Below are 21,891 nucleotides of genomic sequence, written 5' to 3' on the forward strand. Positions count from 1 at the left end.
GGCGGTGCTCAGCTCGGCCTCGCCATCGCCCTGACGAAGGCGCGCTCGACGTCGGCGGCGGACAGGACGCCGTAGATCTCACCGGTCTCCTCGACCACCAGGTACTCGGTGGCGGGGTGGGCGCGCAGGGCCTCCAGCAGGTCCTCGCCGGCCAGCTCGGCCGAGACGCGCATCCCGTCGGTCAGCTCCTGGGCGAGGCCGCTCACGGCGACCCAGGGGCGGCGGTGCTCCGGGACGCCGACGATGGCGGCCTCACGGACCAGGGCGACCGGGGTGCCCTCGGTGTCGACGACGACCAGGGCGCGGGCCCCGGCGTCGTTGGCGCGGCGCAGCGCCTCCGAGAGGGGGGTGTCCGCCCGGACCGGCACCGCGCGGCGGGTGAGCGCGCGGGCGCGCAGTTCCGGCAGGTGCTCGCGCAGGCGGGCGACGCGCAGGCTGTTCCCGGCGCCGGTCCAGATGATCGCGGCGAGGATCGCGGCGAGCAGCGCGTCGAGGACCGTGTCCATGCCGACGTTGTCCTCGGCGTCGGAGCCGAGGACGCCGGACTGGGTGAGCAGCGGCAGGCCGATCAGGACGGAGACGGCGAGGGCGCGGCCGATCCAGGCGGCGGCGATGGTGCCGCTCATGGGCTTGCCGGTGATCTTCCAGACCACGGCGCGCAGCATCCGGCCGCCGTCCAGCGGCAGGCCCGGCAGGAGGTTGAACACGGCCACGATCAGGTTGGAGATCATCAGGCCGGCCAGCAGGACACCGGGGACCGTGCCGGGCTCGACGGCCAGCATGGCCAGGTAGAAGACGCCGGCGAGGACGAGGGAGAGGAGCGGGCCGACGAAAGCGAGCACGAACTCCCGGCCCGGCGTCTCGGCCTCCTTCTCGATCTCGGAGACACCGCCGAAGAACTGCAGCTGGATCCGGCGGACCGGGAGCTTGAAACGGAGTGCGGCGATCGTGTGCGCCAGCTCGTGGACGAGCACGGAGGCGTAGAAGGCGACCGCGAAGAAGAGCGAGACCAGGTAGCGCGCGGCCCCCAGCTCGGGCAGCACGCGGTCCAGCTGGCCGCCGAAGACCCAGGTGATCAGGATCGCCACGAGGAACCAGCTGGGCGCCACGTAGACCGGCACGCCGAACGGCCGCCCCATCAGCAGACCGCCGCCGGGCTCGGGCCGGTGCGGGGAGCCGTGGGCACCGGAGCGGGCGTGGGCGCGCTCGTGGTCGTCGGCCGGCGCGGAGGCCGGTGCTGGGGCTGGGGTCTTGTCCAGGCGGGTCCCGCCGTCGTCACGGCGACCGGCGTCACCGGCCCGGCCCGCGGGGCCGTCCTGGTCCGTCCGGGGCCCGGACGGGTCGGACGGGGCCGTGGCGGGGCCCGGTGCCGTGTGGGCTCGGGGGGGTTCCTCCGTGCCGGGGGCGGCCGGGTCCGGGGCGGGGGCCGCGTCGGCGCCGGGAGGCGGGTCCGCCGGTCCGGGGTGCCGTTCGTCACCGTCGGCGGCGGCAGCGGGGCGGCGTTCCGCGGCGTGGTCCCCGGGGGCGGGGGCGGCGGCATCCTCGGCGGGTCCGGGCGCGGGTCCGGGTCCGGGTCCGGGCGCGGGCTGCTCGGCCGGGGATTCCGCCGGTGCGCGGGCGGGCTCGCCGGAGGGACCGCGGGTGCCGGCCGGGGCCGGTTCCGCCGGGTCGGGGGTGGGGTGGAGGGCCGGTGACGCGTGATCGGTCGAGTTGCCGTCGCCCGACCGCGGCCGCCCGCTCCCGCCGCTCTCGTCCACGATGTCCCCTCGTTCGAAGCGTGTCCCGCACCTGCCGGGCGGAAGGTCTCTGGTCGATGGTATGCGGCCGTCGGGACGCGTTCCGCCTCGGCACCCCTCTGCTTCCCCGGTCGCCGGGGGTGAACACGACCGCGACCGGGTCACTGTCAGTGGCGGGCCGTAAGGTCTGTGGGCATGGAGACGAGCACCGAGGGCGGCACGGGAGCCCACAGCGACGGTACGGCGGAGGCCGGGACCGGCACGGCCGTGGCGACGGCGGCCGCCGCGGAGATCCCCGCGCCGCGCGCCGTGGCCCCCGCCTCCCTCTCCCCGTCGCGGGCCGGTGACTTCATGCAGTGCCCGCTGCTGTACCGGTTCCGGGTGATCGACCGGCTGCCGGAGAAGCCCAGCGAGGCGGCGACCCGGGGCACGCTGGTGCACGCAGTGCTGGAACGCCTGTTCGACGTGCCCGCCGGGGAGCGCACGGCGCCGCGTGCCAAGGCGCTGCTCCTGGGTCAGTGGGACCGGCTGCGCGAGTCCCGGCCGGAGCTGGCCGAGCTGTTCGCCGACGACCCGGAGGGCGAGCGGCTGGCCCGCTGGCTCGGCGAGGCGGAGCGGCTGGTGGAGCGCTGGTTCACGCTGGAGGACCCGAGCCGGCTGGAGCCGGCCGAGCGGGAGCTGTTCGTCGAGGCGGAGCTGGAGTCGGGCCTGCGGCTGCGCGGGATCATCGACCGGGTCGACGTGGCGCCCACCGGCGAGGTGCGGATCGTCGACTACAAGACGGGCAAGGCGCCCCGGCCGGAGTACGCCGAGGACGCGCTGTTCCAGATGAAGTTCTACGCGCTGGTCGTGTGGCGGCTGAAGAACGTCGTCCCGCGCCGGCTCCAGCTGGTCTACCTCGGCAGCGGCGACGTGCTGACGTACGACCCGGTCGTGGCGGACCTGGAGCGGGTGGAGCGCAAGCTGCTCGCGCTGTGGGAGGCCATCCGGCTGGCCACCGAGACCGGTGACTGGCGGCCGCGCCGGACCAAGCTGTGCGGCTGGTGCGACCACCAGGCGCACTGCCCGGAGTTCGGCGGCACTCCCCCGCCGTACCCGCTCCCCGTGGTTACGTCCGAGCAGGGCAGAATGGGGCCGGACTAGCGAAGGAGACTCACGTGGCCATCCGTGTCCTACTGGTCGACGACCAGCCGCTGCTGCGCACGGGCTTCCGGATGATCCTGGAGGCCGAGCAGGACATCGCGGTCGTCGGCGAGGCCGGGGACGGCCTCCAGGCCCTCGACCAGGTGCGGGCCCTGCAGCCCGATGTGGTCCTGATGGACATCCGCATGCCGCGGATGGACGGTGTGGAGGCCACCCGCCAGATCACCGGCCCGGGACGGGACGGCCCGGCCAAGGTGCTGGTGCTGACCACCTTCGACCTGGACGAGTACGTGGTGGAGGCGCTGCGGGCCGGAGCCAGCGGCTTCCTGCTGAAGGACGCGCCCGCCCATGAACTGGTGCAGGCGATCCGGGTGGTGGCCGCCGGTGAGGCCATGCTCGCGCCGAGCATCACGCGCCGGCTGCTGGACAAGTACGCCACGCACCTGCCGTCCGGGGACGAGCCCGTGCCGGACGCGCTGAACACCCTCACCGACCGCGAGGTGGAGGTGCTGAAGCTGGTGGCGCGGGGCCTGTCGAACGCCGAGATCGCCGCGGACCTGTTCGTCAGCGAGACGACGGTGAAGACGCACGTCGGGCACGTCCTGACCAAGCTGGGGCTGCGCGACCGGGTGCAGGCCGCGGTGTACGCGTACGAGAGCGGGCTGGTGCGCCCCGGCGCCCAGTAGGACGCGGCGGACACGACGAGGGGCGGCCCCTCCTCCCGGAGGAGGGGCCGCCCCTCGCGTGGTCCCGCCGGCTCAGCTCTTGCTGAGCTCCCAGAACCGGAACACCGTCGAGGCGTCCAGGCAGTACTCCAGGCCGTACACGCCGTCGCGGACGACGGCGTACTGCTTGGCCTGCCAGACGGGCAGGACGGGCAGTTCGTCGGCGACGATGTCCTGCAGCACGCCGTAGTCCTTGTCGGTGGCCGCGCGGTCCGACTGGGCGGCCGTGCGCGGGATCAGCGTGCCGGTGATGGTGTCGTTGGCGTAGTTGTTGCCGAGCACGTTGCCCTTGCCGAAGAACGGCGCGGTGAAGTTGTCGGCGTCGGGGTAGTCGGGCACCCAGCCCTTGACGTAGACGCCGTACTTGCCGGCCTCGATGTCCTTCTCGTACTGGTCGAAGGGCACCGACTTGACCTTGGCCTGGAAAAGGCCGCTGGCGTTGAGCTGGCCGGCGATGGCCTGCAGCTCCTCGTCGGTGGCCGGGCCGTAGCGGGACGGCGTGGACCAGAGGGTCAGCTTCACCTTGCCGGTGATGTTGTCGGCGCTCAGGGCGGCGGCGGCCTTGGCCTTGGAGGGGCTGGCGCCGTAGGTGTCGAAGAAGGCCGTGTTGTGGCCGCCGATACCGGCCGGGATGATCGAGTAGAGCGGCGTGGCGGTGCCCTGGTAGACGTCCTCGATGAGGGCGTCCCGGTCGATCAGATGGGCGATCGCCTTGCGGACCGAGAGCTTGCCGGCCACCGGGTCGTCCATGTTGAAGACCAGGTGCTGGACCTCGGCGCTGGTGCCCTCGATGACCTCGACGCCGGCGTCGGAGTCGGCCTTCTCGATGTCGGCGATGTCGGCGGCGCTCAGGCCTCGGTAGGCGATGTCGATCTCGTCGTCGAGCAGGGCCTGCTTCAGCGCGGTGCGGTCGCCGTGGAAGAACTTGATGGTGACGCCGGAGTTCGCGGGCTCGGCGTTGCCCTGGTAGTGCTCGTTGACCGAGAAGACGGCCCGGTCCTCGTCGAAGGAGTCGAGCTTGTAGGGGCCGGAGCCGACCGCCTGGCCGTCCTCGCGGAGCTTGCTGCCGTCGTACTCGCGGTGGTTGACGATGGAGCCGGCACCGGAGGCGATCTTGCTGGGGAAGGTGGCGTCGGGGACCTTCAGCCTGAAGACGACGGTCTTGGCGTCCGGCGTCTCGACCGAGTCGAGCATGGGGAACATGATCGCCGGACCGTCCGGGTCGCCGATCTTCAGCAGGCGGTCGAAGGAGAACTTGACGTCCTCGGAGGTGAGCGGGTCACCGTTGCTGAACTTCAGCCCGTCCTTGAGCGTGCACTCGTACACCTTGGTCGCGGTGTCCGTGAAGGAGCACTGCTGCGCGGCCTCGGGCTCCGGCTCGGTGCCGCCCTTGGGGAAGCTGAGCAGGGACTGGAAGACGTTGTTGAACAACAGCCAGGATCCGGGGTCGTAACCGGAGGCGGGGTCCGTCGCCAGGACGTCGTCGGACATTCCCATGACGATGGAGGAGCCGCTCTCCCCCGCGCCACCGTTCTCCGTACCGCATCCGGTCAGCAGGCCGGAGGCCAGCCCCGCCACGAGGGGCAGGACGGGCCACTGCTTGCGCATGTTCACGTGCGTGTGCCTTACGTCGTTCTCGAAGTCCCGGGGTCCGTCCGTCGCCCGGGCACGGGTGAGGAGGTGTCAGCCGCTCACACCGCGGCCGAGCTCCCACAGCTGGAGGGTGGAAAGGGAGTTCAGCGCGTACGCGGCACCGGTGATGTCGTCCCGCGCGGCCACGTACTGCTTGCCCTGCCACAGGGGCAGCACCGGGACGTCCTGGGCGACGATGTCCTGGATCCGGGTCAGGCTGTCCGCGGCGCCGATACGGTCCGCCTCGCGGCGCGACTGCGGGATCAGGCTGTTGCGGATCTGGCTGTTGGCGTACGGCGAGCCGAGGAAGTTGTCCTTGTCGAGGAAGGGCGCGATGAAGTTGTCGGCGTCGGGGAAGTCCGGGAACCAGCCCATGCCGTAGACCTCGTAGGCGCCCTTCTGCCCGGCGGGACGGAAGGTCGACCAGGGGGTGCCCTGGATGTCGACGTCGAACAGGCCGCTGTCGTCGAGCTGCTTCTTCAGCAGCTCGAACTCCTGCTTGGTGGCCGAGCCGTAGTGGTCGGTCGTGTAGTGCAGCGTCAGCTTGACCGGGGTGGTGATGTCGGCCTCGGCGAGGAGGGCGCGGGCCTTGGCGACGCTCGGGTCGCCGTACTCGTTGAAGAACGCGTTGGAGTGCCCCGTGATGGTGGCCGGGACCAGCGAGTACAGCGGCTCCGCCTGGGAGCCGTAGACCTTGGAGACGAGCTCGCCGCGGTTGACGATCTGGGCCATGGCCTGGCGCACGGCCTTGCTGCGCACGGCCGGGGCGTCGGTGTTGAAGGCCAGGTAGCGGATCTCCAGGCCGGGCATGTCGACGAGGTCGACGCCCTCGGGGGCGTCGGTGCCCAGCCGCTGGATCTGCTGCGGCGTCATGGTGCGGCTCATCAGGTCGATGTCGCCCTTTTCGAGGGCCTCGCCCATGGCGTCGGCGTCCGCGAACGAGACGAGCTCGACCTTGTCGTTGTTCACCGTCAAGGCGCCCTTGTAGTCGGGGTTCTTGGTGAACACGGCCTTGACCAGCTCGCCGTTCTTCTCCTCGGCCTCCAGGGTGTACGGGCCGGACCCGTCCACGGCGAAGCCGTCGCGCAGCTTGTCCTTGGGGTAGTCGTCGGGGTTGACGATGCCGGCGACCGGGGTGGACAGCTTGTAGGGGAAGGTGGCGTCCGCGGTCTTGAGGTGGAAGATCACCTCGCGGTCGCCCTGCGTCTCGACGGTGTCGATGGTGGACAGCAGGGCGAAGACACCGCTGTCGGCCTTGAGGGAGCGGGCGCGGTCGATGGAGTACTTCACGTCGGCCGCGGTGACCGGGTCGCCGTTGGCGAAGGTCAGGTCGTCGCGCAGCCGGCAGGAGTAGCGCTCGTTGCCGGTGTCCGTGAAGCCGCAGCTCTCGGCGGCCTCGGGGACGGGCTCGCCCTCACCGCGCGGCTGGATCATCAGCGTCTGCACGGTCTGGCGCAGTACGTTCCAGGTGCCGACGTCGTAGGCGTAGGCCGGGTCGAGGGGGGCCGGGGCGTCCTTGGAGGCGATGAACCGGTCCGTGGTGCCGACGGCGATCGCGTCGCCGCCGCCGCCCCCGCTGTCGGACCCGCCGCAGGCGGCGAGCGCGGGCGCGAGCAGGCCGACCACGGCCGGCAGCACCAAAGTCTTGCGGTTCATGCTCGAGTTTCTCCAGAGCTGTCGAGTCCGTGTATCCGGCATGCAGGGGTGGCGCCGCGGAGCACGGGTTCAGGGGGTGATGTTCTCGCGATGAGATTAGTGCGCCCCCGCGACGGGGTTCGCGGGCACCGGAGCCGGACGGCCATCACGGAGCGAAACCGGGCGTGGACGCACCGAAAACCCGACAGCGGAAGGATTCGTGTCAGCGATCCACCAATCGGGACACAAGGTCACGGCCCAACCCGCAGGAAGCGGGCAACGATCCCACGAGGGACGACGCGCCCGGCCCCGTCGGCGTGGCGAACCTCACACGACCGAGCGGGGGCGGTGGCGCCGGAATTCGGCCACTCGAACGGCTTCAATTCCCTCGTGGGCGCGCGCGGTGAATTCCGGGCCAATCGGGGCTGCACAGCGGGTGAAGAGCTAGCGCATTTCCGTCATCAGGCCGCGCAGAAATGCGAGGTCCACCTGTTCCAGCGAGGACACCACGGTCCGCCGGGCGGCGGGGGCGATGGGCGCGACGGACGGCACCGCGACCACCCGGCAGCCGGCTGCCTCGGCCGCGGCGACCCCGGTCGCCGTGTCCTCGACGACCGCGCACCTGGCCGGATCCGCGCCCAGCCCGGCGGCGGCCAGAAGGTACGGGTCCGGGTGCGGCTTGGTGCGCGGCACCTCGTCACCGGCCACGGTGAGCGCGAAGTGCTGGGGGCCGAGGGAGGTGAGCACCCGGTCGATGATGCGCCGGTGGGAGGCCGAGACGAGGGCCGTGGGGATCTCGTGCGCGGCCAGCTCGGCCAGCAGCCGGGCGGCGCCGGGCATCACCGGCAGCGAGCGGTCGATCCGGTCCTCGAAGCCCTGGTTGAGCAGGACGGTCAATTCGGCGAGGGTGATGTCCGCGCCCGTGGCCTCGATGAGGAACCCCGCGCTGCGGCTCATGGGACCGCCGACCACGACATGGCGCCAGGAGTCGTCGAGGGTGTGCCCGAGGGCCGCGAAGACCTCGACCTCGACGTCCCACCAGAAGCCCTCGGTGTCCACCAGGGTCCCGTCCATGTCGAGGAGCACGGCCTGCAGGGCGGAGCCTTCGGCCGTGCGGGTGCCGAGCGCGGGGACGGTGGTCGTCATCCGGCGTACCTCCTTGAGGGACGAGCAGGCCGGTTCCCGTGCGGGAACCGGCCTGCGGTGGACCGACCAGTGTACGACGCACGCGGACGATCCGCCTCGTTCGGCCGTCCGGAGCGCGGGACGGCCGGTGCCGGCCGCCCCGCGGGACGTCAGCGTGCGTTGAAGTACTTGGCCTCGGGGTGGTGGATGACGATGGCGTCCGTCGACTGCTCGGGGTGCAGCTGGAACTCCTCCGAGAGGTGGACGCCGATGCGCTCCGGCCGGAGCAGCTCCGCGATCTTGGCGCGGTCCTCCAGGTCGGGGCAGGCGCCGTAGCCGAGGGAGAAGCGGGCGCCGCGGTACTTCAGCGCGAACATGTCCTCGATGTCGGCCGGGTCCTCCCCGGCGAAGCCCAGCTCGGAGCGGACCCGGGCGTGCCAGTACTCGGCCAGCGCCTCGGCCAGCTGCACGGACAGGCCGTGCAGTTCGAGGTAGTCGCGGTAGGCGTCGGAGGCGAAGAGCTTCGCGGTCTCCTCGCCGATCCTGGAGCCGACGGTGACCACCTGGAGGCCGACCACGTCCCGCTCCCCCGACTCCTCCGGGCGGAAGAAGTCGGCCAGGCACAGGCGGCGGCCGCGGCGCTGGCGCGGGAAGGTGAACCGGGTGCGCTCGTGGCCGGCGTCGTCGAGGATGATCAGGTCGTCGTCCTTGGAGACGCACGGGAAGTAGCCGTAGACGACGGCCGCCTCCAGCAGGTTCTCCGACTGGAGCTTGTCCAGCAGGCCGCGCAGCCGCGGCCTGCCCTCGGTCTCCACCAGCTCCTCGTACGTCGGTCCCTGGCCGGTGCGGGCCTGCTTCAGGCCCCACTGCCCCTTGAACAGGGCCCCCTCGTCCAGCCAGCTCGCGTACTCCTTGAGCTGGATGCCCTTGACGACGCGGGTGCCCCAGAAGGGCGGGGCCGGGACGGGGTTGTCGGTGGCGACGTCGGAGCGGACGTGGCCCTCCTCCGGGCGCTCCTCGGCCTGCACGGTCGCCGCGCGCACCCGGCGCTGCTTCAGCTCGGGCAGCTTGGCGCCGGGGACGCCCCGCTTGACGCCGATGAGCGCGTCCATCAGGCGCAGGCCCTCGAAGGCGTCACGGGCGTAGCGGACCTCGCCCTCGTAGATCTCGTGCAGGTCCTGCTCCACGTAGGCCCGGGTGAGGGCGGCGCCGCCCAGGATGACCGGGTAGGTGGCGGCCAGGCCCCGGGCGTTCAGCTCCTCCAGGTTCTCCTTCATGATCACCGTGGACTTGACCAGCAGCCCGGACATGCCGATCACGTCGGCCCGGTGCTCGGCGGCGGCGTCCAGGATGGCGGAGACCGGCTGCTTGATGCCGAGGTTGACGACGTTGTAGCCGTTGTTGGAGAGGATGATGTCGACGAGGTTCTTGCCGATGTCGTGGACGTCGCCGCGCACGGTGGCGAGCACGATGGTGCCCTTGCCGTCCTCGTCGGTCTTCTCCATGTGCGGCTCCAGGTAGGCCACGGCGGTCTTCATGACCTCCGCGGACTGGAGCACGAACGGCAGCTGCATCTGGCCGGAGCCGAACAGCTCGCCGACCACCTTCATGCCGTCGAGCAGCGTCTCGTTGACGATCTCCAGCGCCGGGCGGCTCTCCAGGGCCTCGTCGAGGTCCCGCTCCAGGCCGTTGCGCTCGCCGTCGATGATGCGGCGCTTGAGGCGCTCGTCCAGCGGCAGCGCGGCCAGCTCCTCGGCCTTGCCGGCCTTGAGCGACTTGGCGGTGGCGCCCTCGAAGAGCTGCATGAGCTTCTGCAGCGGGTCGTAGCCCTCGGCGCGGCGGTCGTAGATCAGGTCCAGCGCGGTCCGCACCTGCTCCTCGTCGAAGCGGGCGATCGGCAGGATCTTCGACGCGTGCACGATCGCCGAGTCCAGGCCGGCCTTGACGCACTCGTCGAGGAAGACGGAGTTCAGCAGGATCCGGGCGGCCGGGTTCAGGCCGAAGGAGATGTTCGACAGACCCAGGGTGGTCTGCACGTCCGGGTGGCGGCGCTTGAGCTCGCGGATCGCCTCGATGGTGGCGATGCCGTCCTTGCGGGACTCCTCCTGACCGGTGCAGATGGTGAAGGTCAGGGTGTCGATGAGGATGTCCTCCTCGCGGATGCCCCAGTTGCCGGTCAGGTCGGCGATCAGCCGTTCGGCGATCTCGACCTTCTTCTCCGGCGTGCGGGCCTGGCCCTCCTCGTCGATGGTGAGGGCGATCAGCGCGGCGCCGTGCTCCTGCGCCAGCCGGGTGACCCGGGCGAAGCGGGAGTCGGGGCCGTCGCCGTCCTCGTAGTTCACCGAGTTGATCACCGCGCGGCCGCCCAGCTTCTCCAGGCCCGCCCGGATCACCTCGACCTCGGTGGAGTCCAGCACGATCGGCAGGGTGGAGGCGGTCGCGAACCGGCCGGCCAGCTCCTCCATGTCGGCGACGCCGTCCCGGCCGACGTAGTCGACGCACAGGTCGAGCATGTGCGCGCCCTCGCGGATCTGCTCCCGGGCCATCTCCACGCAGTCGTCCCAGCGGCCGGCGAGCATGGCCTCGCGGAACTTCTTCGAGCCGTTGGCGTTGGTGCGCTCGCCGATCGCGAGGTAGGCGGTGTCCTGGCGGAACGGCACCGACTGGTAGAGGGAGGCGGCGCCCGGCTCGGGGCGCGGGTCGCGCTCGACCGGCCGCAGGCCGTGGACGCGCTCGGCCACCTGGCGCAGGTGCTCCGGCGTGGTGCCGCAGCAGCCGCCGACCAGGGACAGGCCGTAGTCGCGGACGAAGCCCTCCTGGGCGTCCGCCAGCTCCGGGGCGGTGAGCGGGTAGTGCGCGCCGTCCTTGGTCAGCTCGGGCAGGCCGGCGTTCGGCATGCAGGACAGCGGGACACGTGCGTGCCGGGACAGGTGGCGCAGGTGCTCGCTCATCTCGGCCGGACCGGTCGCGCAGTTCAGGCCGATCATGTCGATGCCCAGCGGCTCCAGCGCGGTCAGCGCGGCGCCGATCTCCGAGCCGAGGAGCATGGTGCCGGTGGTCTCCACCGTCACCGAGACGATCAGCGGTACGTCGTACCCGGCGACCGCCATGGCGCGCCGGGCGGCGATCACCGACGCCTTGGTCTGCAGCAGGTCCTGGGTGGTCTCGACGATCAGCGCGTCGGCGCCGCCGGCCAGCAGGCCCTCGGCGTTCTGCTGGTAGGCGTCGCGGATCGCGCGGAAGGTGGTGTGGCCGAGGGTGGGCAGCTTGGTGCCGGGGCCCATGGAGCCGAGCACCCAGCGCTGCCGGCCGTCGCGGGCGGTGTGCGCGTCGGCGGACTCGCGGGCGATGCGGGCACCGGCCTCGGACAGTTCGAGGACGCGCCCGGCGATGTCGTACTCCGCCGCCGCGGTGAGGTTGGCGCCGAAGGTGTTGGTCTCCACGCAGTCCACGCCGACCGCGAAGTAGGCGTCGTGCACCGAGCGGACGATGTCGGGCCGGGTGACGTTCAGGACCTCGTTGCACCCCTCCAGGTTCTGGAAGTCCTCGAGGGTGGGTTCCTGGGCCTGGAGCATCGTGCCCATGGCTCCGTCGGCGACCACCACACGGGTGGCGAGCGCCTCTCGGAGCGCGGACGCACGGGTCCGGCTGTCGGCGGTAGGGGTCGGCGGCAACGAGGCCATGTAAGGGCTCCCTGAGATGCGACGGCTGTCGGCTTTGCGTCACCTCCGGGCACGGCGGGGGGCCGTCCCGGGGCGGGCGCACGCCGTCAGGGTAACCGGCGGCGGGGGCCTATGGTCAGGGGCGTCCACGACGCGGACGAACGGGCCGGGCCGGGCGGACGGGCGGAGAACCGGGCCGTCCGGATCCGGCCACCGTGGTGGACTCGTGGCAGACGGTCGACGACCGACCATTGGCGGGAGGTCGGCATCGACCGGTAGTGTTCGACATTGCCGAACAGCGGCAGCGACGTCGCGGCTCGACGGTCGAAGGGGACGGAGGCAGGACGGCGATGGCACGGAACATCCAGTCGCTCGAGCGGGCAGCCGCGATGCTGCGACTGCTCGCGGGCGGCGAGCGGCGGCTGGGCCTGTCCGACATCGCCTCGGCCCTGGGGCTCGCCAAGGGCACCGCGCACGGCATCCTGCGCACCCTCCAGCAGGAGGGCTTCGTGGAGCAGGAGGAGACCTCCGGCCGCTACCAGCTGGGCGCGGAGCTGCTGCGCCTGGGCACCACCTACCTGGACGTGCACGAGCTGCGCGCCCGGGCCCTGGTCTGGACGGACGACCTGGCCCGCTCCAGCGGCGAGAGCGTCTACCTGGGGGTGCTGCACCAGCAGGGCGTGCTCATCGTCCACCACGTCTTCCGGCCGGACGACAGCCGGCAGGTGCTGGAGATCGGCGCCATGCAGCCGCTGCACTCCACGGCGCTCGGCAAGGTCCTCTCGGCGTACGACCCGGTCGCCCACAGCGAGGCCGTCGAGGCCGACCGCAAGGCCTTCACCGACCGCACCGTCTGCGACCTGGCCCCCTTCGAGCAGATCCTCGACGTCACACGCGCGCGTGGCTACGCGGCCGACGTGGAGGAGACCTGGGAGGGCGTGGCCTCGATCGCCGCGCCCATCCACGACCGGCGCCGGATGCCGGTCGGCGCGGTCGGCATCACCGGCGCGGTGGAACGGGTGTGCCGGGACGGCGAACTGCGCCCGGAACTGATCGCCGCGGTACGGGACTGCGCCCGCGCGGTGTCGCGGGACCTGGGCGCGGGCCGCTTCTGAGCACACGACCGGGGCGCGGGGCGCTTCGGGGTGTGCGGCCGGGGCGTAGGCGGCCGTGGGCGCGCGGCTGAGGCGCGCCGGTCACTGCTGAGCACACGACCGGGGCGCGGGCGCTTCGGCCTGCGGCGGGACGCGGCCCCTCCCAGACTCGGGGGCGGGGCCTGGGTCGCTTCTGCACGTACGGCCCTGGCGGGAGCCACTTCCGGGCGCACGGCTGCCGCGCGGGGCCACTGCTGAGCACGCGACTGGAGCCGGGCGCACCGGCCTGCGGCGGGGCGCGGCCCCCTTCCGAACCTGGGCCAGGCAGAGGGCCGCTTCCGCGCGGACGGCCGGGCCGGGGCCGCTTCCGGCCTACGGCGAGGCGCGGGCGCCTTCCGGGACCTGGAGCCGGGGCCTGGGCCGCTTCCGGGCGCGCGACTGCGGCGCGGGCCGCTCCTGAGCACACGACCCGGGGCGCGGGCGCTTCCGGCCTATGGCGGGGCGCGGCCCCTTCCGGACCTGGAGGCCGGGCGGAAGGCCGCTTACGAGCGCACCACCCACGGGCCGCCTGTCGGCGCACGGCCGGGCGCGGGCGCTCGCCGACCTGGAACCGGAGCGCGGGCCGCCTCCGCGCGCACGGCCGGGCGCGAGGCCCTTCCGGAGCTGCGGCGGGCCGGGGGCCGCTCATGGCGCGCGGCCCGGGCGCGGGGCGCCGTACGGGGCGGTGACGGCACCACCCGCCGGGACACCGGACGGGGTTGCGGTGATCGCCGTACTCTGAGATCGAACGGGGCGGACAAACCGGGCACGCCCCTGCCCAGTGCGGCATCGAAGATCGATAAGTCACCGCGATCAATAACGATCGGGTATTCGATAACGGAACCCTTGACGCATGTGCGACCGCCCGACAAGACTCCCGTCCATCGGTCGGCATTGTCGAACACCTACCGGCAATAAGCGCTAGAGTGTGACAACGCCAAGGGCCGGCATCGCTCTCACCCCCGAGGGCGCGGAACCTCCGTAGGGACACGGGGTTCGGCTTCCCCTGGACGAAGGACAAAGGAGTCGCGGGTGTCCAGCTCCGACATCTTCATCGGCGAGACCATCGGTACCGCCATACTCATCCTGCTCGGCGCCGGCGTTGTCGCCGCCGTCGTGCTCAAGGCCTCCAAGGCCCGCAACGCCGGCTGGCTCGCCATCACCTTCGGGTGGGGTTTCGCGGTGCTCACGGCCGTCTACATCTCGGCGCCCCTGTCCGGCGCCCACCTGAACCCGGCCGTCACGCTCGGTATCGCGATCAAGGACAACGACTGGAGCAACGTCCCCACCTACTTCGCGGGACAGCTGCTCGGCGCCATGATCGGCGCCACCCTCGCCTGGGTGGCCTACTACGGCCAGTTCCACGCCCACCTCACGGACCGCGAGATCGTCGGCGGTCCGGGCACCCAGTCCACCAAGGCCGTGGAGGCGCGGGAGGCCCAGGCCGGACCGGTCCTCGGCGTCTTCTCCACCGGCCCCGAGGTGCGCAACGTGGTGATGAACCTCGCCACCGAGATCATCGGCACCTTCGTGCTCGTCCTCGCGGTCCTCACCCAGGGCCTCAACGACAACGGCAACGGCCTCGGCACCCTCGGCGCGCTGATCACCGCGCTCGTCGTGGTCGGCATCGGCCTCTCGCTGGGCGGTCCCACCGGATACGCCATCAACCCCGCGCGCGACCTCGGCCCGCGCATCGTGCACGCACTGCTCCCCCTGCCCAACAAGGGCGGGTCCGACTGGGGCTACGCCTGGATCCCGGTCGTGGGCCCGCTGATCGGCGCCGCGATCGCGGCAGGCCTGTACAGGCTGGCTTTCGCCTAGAGCATCCGCTGAAGCAACAGCGCACCACAGCAGACCGTTTCCGTGAATCCCCAGGAGCACACCGTGACCGACGCGCACACCGCCGGCCCGTTCATCGCCGCCATCGACCAGGGCACGACCTCCTCGCGCTGCATCGTCTTCGACCGGGACGGCCGCATCGTCTCCGTCGACCAGAAGGAGCACGAGCAGATCTTCCCCAAGCCGGGCTGGGTCGAGCACAACGCCACCGAGATCTGGACCAACGTCCAGGAGGTCGTCGCCGGAGCCATCGAGAAGGCCGGCATCACCCGCGACGACATCAAGGCCATCGGCATCACCAACCAGCGCGAGACCACCGTGCTGTGGGACCGGAACACCGGTGAGCCGGTCCACAACGCCATCGTCTGGCAGGACACCCGCACCGACGCCCTCTGCAAGGAGCTGGGCCGCAACGTCGGTCAGGACCGCTTCCGCCGCGAGACCGGCCTGCCGCTGGCCTCCTACTTCGCCGGCCCCAAGGCCCGCTGGCTGCTGGACAACGTCGACGGGCTGCGCGAGCGCGCCGAGGCCGGCGACATCCTCTTCGGCACCATGGACACCTGGGTCATCTGGAACCTGACCGGCGGCGTGGACGGCGGCAAGCACGTCACGGACGTCACCAACGCCTCCCGCACCATGCTGATGAACCTGCACACCATGCGGTGGGACGAGAAGATCGCCGAGTCCATCGGGGTGCCGACCGCGATGCTCCCGGAGATCCGCTCCTCCGCCGAGGTGTACGGCGAGATCACCGGCGGCCGCCTCGGCGAGCTGCTCGGGGGCATCCCGGTCGCCTCCGCGCTCGGCGACCAGCAGGCGGCCCTGTTCGGCCAGACCTGTTTCTCCGAGGGCGAGACCAAGTCGACGTACGGCACCGGCACCTTCATGGTGATGAACACCGGCGACAAGATCATCAACTCCTACAGCGGCCTGCTGACCACGGTCGGCTACCAGATCGGCGACGACCGGCCGGTCTACGCCCTGGAGGGCTCGATCGCCGTCACCGGCTCCCTGGTGCAGTGGATGCGCGACCAGATGGGCCTGATCTCCACCGCCGCCGAGATCGAGACGCTCGCGCTGTCGGTCGAGGACAACGGCGGCGCCTACTTCGTGCCCGCCTTCTCCGGCCTGTTCGCCCCCTACTGGCGCTCCGACGCCCGCGGTGTGATCGCCGGCCTGACCCGGTACGTCACCAAGGCGCACCTGGCCCGTGCCGTGCTGGAGGCCACCGCCTGGCAGACCCGCGAGATCGCGGACGCCATGACGAAGGACTCCGGCGTGGAGCTGGCCGCCCTCAAGGTCGACGGCGGCATGACCTCCAACAACCTGCTGATGCAGACCCTCGCCGACTTCGTGGACGCCCCCGTGGTGCGCCCGATGGTCGCCGAGACCACCTGCCTCGGCGCCGCCTACGCCGCCGGCCTCGCCGTCGGCTTCTGGACCAGCACCGACGACCTGCGCGCCAACTGGCGGCGGGCCGCCGAGTGGACCCCCCGCATGGACGCGGAGATCCGCGACCGTGAGTACAAGAACTGGCTCAAGGCCGTCGAACGGACCATGGGCTGGCTCGAGGACGAGAACTGACCCGAGCCCGGCTTCGGGAGCGAGTTCTCCGCCGAGCTCTGATGAGGAGTAAGAACCCGACATGACCAGTCAGTCCACCCTGCAGTCCGTGCCCGCCCTCGGTACGCACCCGGCCTCCGGCTCGAACCCGAGCCGCGCCGAGACCCGGGAACGGCTCGCCAAGGCGTCGTACGACCTCCTTGTGATCGGCGGCGGCATCCTGGGCATCTCCACCGCCTGGCACGCCGCGCAGTCCGGGCTCAGGGTGGCGCTGGTCGACGCCGGCGACTTCGCCGGTGCCACCTCCTCCGCCTCCTCCAAGCTGCTCCACGGCGGTCTGCGCTACCTGCAGACCGGCGCGGTGAAGCTGGTGGCGGAGAACCACTTCGAGCGCCGTGCGGTCTCCCGCCAGGTGGCCCCCCACCTGGCGAACCCGCTCACCTTCTACCTCCCCGTGTACAAGGGCGGGCCGCACGGCGCCGCGAAGCTCGGGGCCGGCGTCTTCGCCTACTCGATGCTGTCGGCGTTCGGCGACGGCGTGGGCCACCTGCTCTCCCCCGCCAAGGCCGCGGCGGACGTGCCCGAGCTGCGCACCGAGAACCTGAAGGCCGTGGCCGTCTACGGCGACGACCAGATGAACGACGCCCGCATGGCCCTGATGACGGTCCGCGCGGCCGTCGAGGCGGGCGCGGTCGTCCTCAACCACGCCGAGGTCACCGGCCTGCGCTTCACCAAGGGCCGGGTGACGGGCGCCGAGCTGAAGGACCGCCTGTCCGGCGACGAGTTCGGTGTGAACGCCCGTCTGGTGCTGAACGCGACCGGCCCGTGGGTCGACCACCTGCGCCGGATGGAGGACCCGGACGCCGCCCCGTCGATCCGGCTGTCGAAGGGCGCGCACCTGGTCCTGAAGCGGACCTCCCCGTGGAAGGCGGCGCTCGCCACCCCGATCGACAAGTACCGCATCACCTTCGCCCTCCCCTGGGAGGACATGCTGCTCCTCGGCACCACCGACGAGGAGTTCGAGGGCGACCCGGCGGACGTCGCGGTCAACGACAAGGACATAGCCCAGATCCTCGACGAGGCCGCGTTCTCCATCCGCGACCAGCAGCTCGACCGCGACCTGATCACCTACGCGTTCGCCGGTCTGCGGGTGCTGCCGGGCGGCCCCGGCGACACCGCGAAGGCCAAGCGCGAGACGGTCGTCACCGAGGGCCGGGGCGGCATGCTGTCCGTCGCGGGCGGCAAGTGGACGACCTTCCGGCACATCGGCCGCACGGTGATGAAGAAGCTGGAGTCGCTGCCGGGCCACCCGCTGGGCGAGGACTTCGAGCCGATCTCGTCGCTGCCGAAGAAGCTGCCGCTGCCCGGTGTCGCCAACCCGCGCGCGGTCGCCCACCGGCTGCTCGCCGACGGCCCGGCGCCCGGCCCGCGCATGGCGGCGGACACCGCCCGGCACCTGGCCACCCACTACGGCTCGCTGGCCTTCGACATCGCCCGCCTCGCCAACGACGACCCGGAGCTGGCCCGGCGGGTCCACCCGGACGCGCCGGAGATCTGGGCGCAGGTCGTCTGGGCCCGCGACCACGAGTGGGCGGAGACCGCGGACGACGTGCTGCGCCGCCGCACCACGCTGACCATCCGCGGTCTGGCCACGGACGAGATCCGCGCGAAGGTCCAGGACCTGCTCGACGAGAAGTAGACCCGGTGCCGGCACTTCCCTGACCGCAGCCGGCACCCGAGGAACGGCCCCCTCCGCACAGGGGGGCCGGGCCCCGCCGAGGGGGCGGCTCCGCACCGGCGGAGCCGCCCCCTCCGCCATGCCCGTACGGCTCTACAGCAGGGCGTCGCCGAGCAGCCGCCAGGCCGGGAGGGAGGAGGCGCCGGGTTCGGTGCCGATGACCTGGACGGCCACATGGTCGGCGCCCGCGTCGACGTGGGCGGCCAGCTTGGCGGCGACGGCGTCCGGCTCGCCCCAGAAGACCAGGTCGTCGACGAGGCGGTCGCTGCCGCCGCCGGTGAGTTCGTCCTCCGCGTAGCCGAGCCGGCGGAACTTGGCGAGGTTGTAGGGGGTGTCCAGGTACGGGCGCAGGTGCTCGCGGGCCGTCGCGCGCGCCTTGTCCGGGTCGGTCTCCAGCAGGACGGCGTGCTCGACGCCGAGGAAGGGGTCCGGGCCGAGGATGGCACGGGCCTCGGCGGTGTGGGCCACGCTGACGTGGTAGGTGTGCGCGCCGGCCGTGCGGTCGCGGGCGAGTCCCAGCATCCTGGGGCCGTAGGCCGCGAGCAGGCGGCGCACCGGAGGTGCCGGTTCGGGCGCGTCCAGGGCGTCCATCTCGTCGAGGTAGGCGGCCATGGCGGCGATGGGTTTGACGCCGGGGCGCGGCCGGCCGCCGTAGCCGAGGCCGAGGATGTGGCGTCCGGGGTGGGCGTCGGCGAGGAGGAGCGCCCCGGCCTGGGCCGCGGCGGCGTCGCGCGCCCAGATCTGGGCGATGCCGTTGATCACGTGCAGGCGCTCGGTGGCGGCGAGCAGATGACCGGCGAGGGTGAGCGCCTCGCGCTGTCCCACCTCGGGGAACCACAGGGCCCGCCAGCCCCGTTCCTCCAGCTCCTGTACGGACTCGCGGATCCGTCCGGCGGGCTGGTGCTCGAAGTCGAAGGTGTAGATGCCGAACGTGCCCAGCTCCAGGCCGTCGATCCCGCTCATGGGTCCCCCTCGTGTTCGCTCGCTCGGTGTTCGCTCACGGGTCCTCACATCGGAATATCGCAGATTCTCGATATGAGGCGCAACAGGTGGTCCCGGCCCGCCGACGAACGACTAGAGGGTGCGGCCCAGTTCCTCGACGAGCGCGGCGATCCGCTCCTCGTCCCGCTTGTAGTGGGTCCACTTGCCGATCCGGGTCGCCCGCACCAGCCCCGCCCGCTGCAGCTCGGCCAGGTACGCCGACACCGTCGACTGGGCCAGGCCGGCCTTGGCCTGGATGTGGCTCACGCACACCCCCACCTCCGCCGGATCGGCGACGGCGGCCCGCGCGGGGAAGTGGCGCTCGGGCTCCCGCAGCCACTGCAGCAGCTGCAACCGCACGGGGTTCGAGAGCGCGCGCAGCGCGTCGACCAGCCCGGGGTCCGGTGGGATCGCTGCGTCGGCCATGGCTCCGGAGTATAGGCGGGGGTCCTCGCGTCACGGCCCGAGTCACCGGAGGCCGAGGGCCGCCGGGATCGAACGATCTTTACGGGGCACCCGGGAAGTCGACGGCGGGCGGGGACGGGTGACCGGCTCGGACGGCCGGCCGGGTGTTCCGGGCCGGTGATCGGGGCAGTGATCCGTGCACTGCCCCCGTGCAAGGGGGCTGCGGGCGCCCACGCCGCACGCCGTAAGGTTGGGACGTCAAGCGAGGGCACGTCGGAAGGAGGCACTGGGTGATCGAGCTGGAGGGGGTTCCCGAGCTGATCGACCCAGTCATGGTGGCCGCGTTCGAGGGCTGGAACGATGCCGGCGACGCCGCCTCCACCGCGGTCGCTCACCTGGAACGGGAATGGAAGGGCGAGGTGTTCGCCGCGCTGGACGCGGAGGACTACTACGACTTCCAGGTGAACCGCCCCACGGTGTTCATGGACGGCGGCGTACGCAAGATCACGTGGCCCACGACCCGGTTGTCGGTCGTCCGGATCGGCGGCGAGAAGCCGCGCGACCTGGTGCTGGTGCGCGGCATCGAACCGTCCATGCGCTGGCGCTCGTTCTGCAACGAGCTGCTGGGGTTCGCCCATGAGCTGGGGGTGGAGCTGGTGGTCATCCTGGGCGCCCTGCTCGGGGACACCCCGCACACGCGTCCGGTCCCGATCAGCGGGACCACGTCCGACCCGGACCTGGCCCGCCGGATGGACCTGGAGGAGACCAAGTACGAGGGCCCCACGGGCATCGTCGGCGTCCTCCAGGAGGCCTGCACCCACGCGGGCGTCCCGGCGGTCTCGCTCTGGGCCGCCGTACCGCACTACGTCTCGCAGCCGCCCAACCCCAAGGCGACGCTGGCGCTGCTGAACCGCCTGGAGGACCTGATCGACGTGCGCATCCCGCTGGGCGAGCTGCCCGAGGACGCGCGCGCCTGGCAGGTCGGCGTGGACCAGCTCGCCGCCGAGGACAGCGAGGTCGCCGAGTACGTGCAGACGCTGGAGGAGGCGCGGGACACCGCCGAGCTGCCCGAGGCGTCGGGCGAGGCGATCGCGCGCGAGTTCGAGCGGTATCTGCGGCGCCGGGACGGCGGCCGGGACGCCCCCGGGGACCGCACCCGCCCGCCGATGCCGCCCAAGCCGGGCACGGACGACGGGGAATCACCGGAGGACTGACGGCGCCGGCGGGCGGCTTCCGGCAGGACGGGAGCCGGCCGCACGGGCCGCCGGACGCGTCAGGGGCGTCCCCTCGCGGCGGAGGAGACGCCCCTTGACCGGACGCGGCGCGTTACAGGGCGACGCCGAGCAGCGCGTCCACGGCGCGGGTGACGACGCCGGGGGCGCCGGGGTCCTCGCCGCCCCGCGCGTGCTGGAGCTCGGCCCAGCGGTCGACGGCGGCCAGTGCGGCCGGGGCGTCGAGGTCGTTCGCCAGGGCCTCGCGGATCTCCTCGACCAGCGCGTCGGCGCCCGGCCCGTCGGGCCGTGAGACGGCGGACCGCCAGCGCTCCAGCCGGGCCTCGGCGTCCCGCAGCACCTGGTCGGTCCACTCCCAGTCGGCCCGGTAGTGGTGGGCGAGGAGCGAGAGCCGGATGGCGGCCGGGTCCACGCCGTCGCGGCGCAGCCGGGAGACGAAGACCAGGTTGCCCTTGGACTTCGACATCTTCTCGCCGTGCAGGGCGACCATGCCGGCGTGGACGTACGCCTTGGCCATGGGGAACTCGCCGGTCAGCACCTGGGCGTGCGAGGCGCCCATCTCGTGGTGCGGGAAGGCGAGGTCGGAGCCGCCGCCCTGGACGTCGAAGCCCATCCCGAGGTGGTCGAGGGCGATGGCGACGCACTCGATGTGCCAGCCGGGGCGGCCGGGCCCGAGGGAGCCGCCGTCCCAGCTCGGCTCGCCCGGCCGGGCGGCCATCCACAGCATCGGGTCGAGCGGGTTCTTCTTGCCCGGCCGGTCCGGGTCGCCGCCGCGTTCGGCGGACAGCAGCCGCATGGCGGCGGCGTCCAGGTTCGAGACCTGGCCGAAGTGCGGGTCGGCCTCGACGGAGAAGTAGATGTCGCCGTCGAGTTCGTAGGCGGCGCCCATCGCGCGCAGCCGCTCCACGAGCGGCACGATGCCGGGTATGGCCTCGACCGCGCCGATGTACTGCCGCGGCGGCAGCATCCGCAGGGCGGTCATGTCCTCACGGAAGAGGGCCGTCTCCTGCTCGGCCAGGGCCACCCAGTCGACGCCGTCGCGCTGCGCCCGCTCCAGCAGCGGATCGTCGACGTCGGTGACGTTCTGGACGTAGTGGACCTGCCGCTTGGTGTCCAGCCACACGCGCTGGACGAGGTCGAACGCGTTGTAGGTCGCCGCGTGACCGATGTGGGTCGCGTCGTACGGGGTGATGCCGCAGACGTAGATACGGGCGACGGGACCGGGGGCGAGGGGGACGAGACCACCGGTCGCGGTGTCGTGGATCCTCAGGTCGCGGCCCTGACCAGGCAGGGCGGGGACCTCGGAAGCGGGCCAGGCATGCATGCCTTGAGCCTAACCGGA

The 21,891-nt window shown here is 72.2% G+C and carries 15 protein-coding genes; 7 read left to right on the top strand and 8 right to left on the bottom strand.

The annotated features are described in order from the left end of the window. Positions 1-8: 8 nt before the first annotated feature. Positions 9-1,757: a site-2 protease family protein gene (locus SGLAU_RS06735; RefSeq protein ID WP_043499234.1), complete on the bottom strand. Its 1,749-nt coding sequence runs from the start codon at positions 1,755-1,757 to the stop codon at positions 9-11. Between the two features lie 174 nt (positions 1,758-1,931). Here SGLAU_RS06735 and SGLAU_RS06740 point away from each other — a divergent pair, with 174 nt between their 5' ends. Both SGLAU_RS06740 and SGLAU_RS06745 read left to right on the top strand, forming a co-directional pair. Beyond that, positions 1,932-2,879: a RecB family exonuclease gene (locus SGLAU_RS06740; protein WP_043499236.1), complete on the top strand. Its 948-nt coding sequence runs from the start codon at positions 1,932-1,934 to the stop codon at positions 2,877-2,879. Between the two features lie 14 nt (positions 2,880-2,893). Continuing rightward, positions 2,894-3,565 carry a response regulator gene (locus SGLAU_RS06745; protein ID WP_043499238.1) on the top strand — a complete coding sequence of 224 codons (672 nt, stop codon included), beginning with the start codon at positions 2,894-2,896 and terminating at the stop codon, positions 3,563-3,565. A 72-nt stretch (positions 3,566-3,637) separates the two neighbouring features. Here the strand turns inward: SGLAU_RS06745 and SGLAU_RS06750 are convergent, their stop codons facing one another. From SGLAU_RS06750 to metH, 4 genes are all read right to left on the bottom strand, one after another. Then, positions 3,638-5,218: an ABC transporter substrate-binding protein gene (locus SGLAU_RS06750; protein WP_043499240.1), complete on the bottom strand. Its 1,581-nt coding sequence runs from the start codon at positions 5,216-5,218 to the stop codon at positions 3,638-3,640. Between the two features lie 69 nt (positions 5,219-5,287). After that, positions 5,288-6,892, bottom strand: a complete 1,605-nt coding sequence (locus SGLAU_RS06755; protein WP_043499242.1) for an ABC transporter substrate-binding protein — start codon at positions 6,890-6,892, stop codon at positions 5,288-5,290. Between the two features lie 423 nt (positions 6,893-7,315). Further along, on the bottom strand, positions 7,316-8,017 hold the full coding sequence (locus SGLAU_RS06760; protein WP_043499244.1) for an HAD family hydrolase: 702 nt from the start codon (positions 8,015-8,017) through the stop codon (positions 7,316-7,318). A 149-nt stretch (positions 8,018-8,166) separates the two neighbouring features. After that, on the bottom strand, positions 8,167-11,679 hold the full coding sequence (gene metH, locus SGLAU_RS06765; protein ID WP_043499246.1) for a methionine synthase: 3,513 nt from the start codon (positions 11,677-11,679) through the stop codon (positions 8,167-8,169). 329 nt (positions 11,680-12,008) lie between these two features. Between metH and SGLAU_RS06770 the strand changes: the two genes are divergently transcribed. The 4 genes from SGLAU_RS06770 to SGLAU_RS06785 all read left to right on the top strand — a co-directional run bounded on the left by SGLAU_RS06770 (position 12,009) and on the right by SGLAU_RS06785 (position 17,892). Further along, positions 12,009-12,773, top strand: a complete 765-nt coding sequence (locus SGLAU_RS06770; RefSeq protein ID WP_043499247.1) for an IclR family transcriptional regulator — start codon at positions 12,009-12,011, stop codon at positions 12,771-12,773. Positions 12,774-13,823: 1,050 nt separating this feature from the next. After that, positions 13,824-14,612: an MIP/aquaporin family protein gene (locus SGLAU_RS06775; RefSeq protein WP_043499249.1), complete on the top strand. Its 789-nt coding sequence runs from the start codon at positions 13,824-13,826 to the stop codon at positions 14,610-14,612. A gap of 63 nt (positions 14,613-14,675) precedes the next feature. Then, a complete protein-coding gene (gene glpK / locus SGLAU_RS06780; protein WP_043499251.1) occupies positions 14,676-16,214 on the top strand; it encodes a glycerol kinase GlpK in 1,539 nt (512 codons plus the stop codon). Positions 16,215-16,275: 61 nt separating this feature from the next. Further along, the gene (locus SGLAU_RS06785; protein WP_043499253.1) at positions 16,276-17,892 is read left to right on the top strand and encodes a glycerol-3-phosphate dehydrogenase/oxidase; all 1,617 of its coding nucleotides are present in this window, start codon (positions 16,276-16,278) and stop codon (positions 17,890-17,892) included. Between the two features lie 132 nt (positions 17,893-18,024). On the opposite strand, the gene SGLAU_RS06790 is transcribed toward SGLAU_RS06785, so the two are convergent. Continuing rightward, entirely contained in the window at positions 18,025-18,894 is an 870-nt protein-coding gene (locus SGLAU_RS06790; protein WP_043499255.1) for a TIGR03620 family F420-dependent LLM class oxidoreductase, read from the bottom strand. 111 nt (positions 18,895-19,005) lie between these two features. Continuing rightward, positions 19,006-19,338 carry an ArsR/SmtB family transcription factor gene (locus SGLAU_RS06795; protein ID WP_043499257.1) on the bottom strand — a complete coding sequence of 111 codons (333 nt, stop codon included), beginning with the start codon at positions 19,336-19,338 and terminating at the stop codon, positions 19,006-19,008. Between the two features lie 269 nt (positions 19,339-19,607). Here SGLAU_RS06795 and SGLAU_RS06800 point away from each other — a divergent pair, with 269 nt between their 5' ends. Then, entirely contained in the window at positions 19,608-20,531 is a 924-nt protein-coding gene (locus tag SGLAU_RS06800; protein WP_043499260.1) for a PAC2 family protein, read from the top strand. Between the two features lie 112 nt (positions 20,532-20,643). Here SGLAU_RS06800 and mshC read toward each other — a convergent pair whose 3' ends face one another. After that, positions 20,644-21,873 (bottom strand): cysteine--1-D-myo-inosityl 2-amino-2-deoxy-alpha-D-glucopyranoside ligase, encoded by a 1,230-nt coding sequence (gene mshC, locus SGLAU_RS06805; protein WP_043499262.1) that lies wholly within the window; start codon positions 21,871-21,873, stop codon positions 20,644-20,646. Positions 21,874-21,891 lie beyond the last annotated feature (18 nt).

This window comes from Streptomyces glaucescens, from assembly GCF_000761215.1.
GTDB lineage: Bacteria > Actinomycetota > Actinomycetes > Streptomycetales > Streptomycetaceae > Streptomyces > Streptomyces glaucescens_B.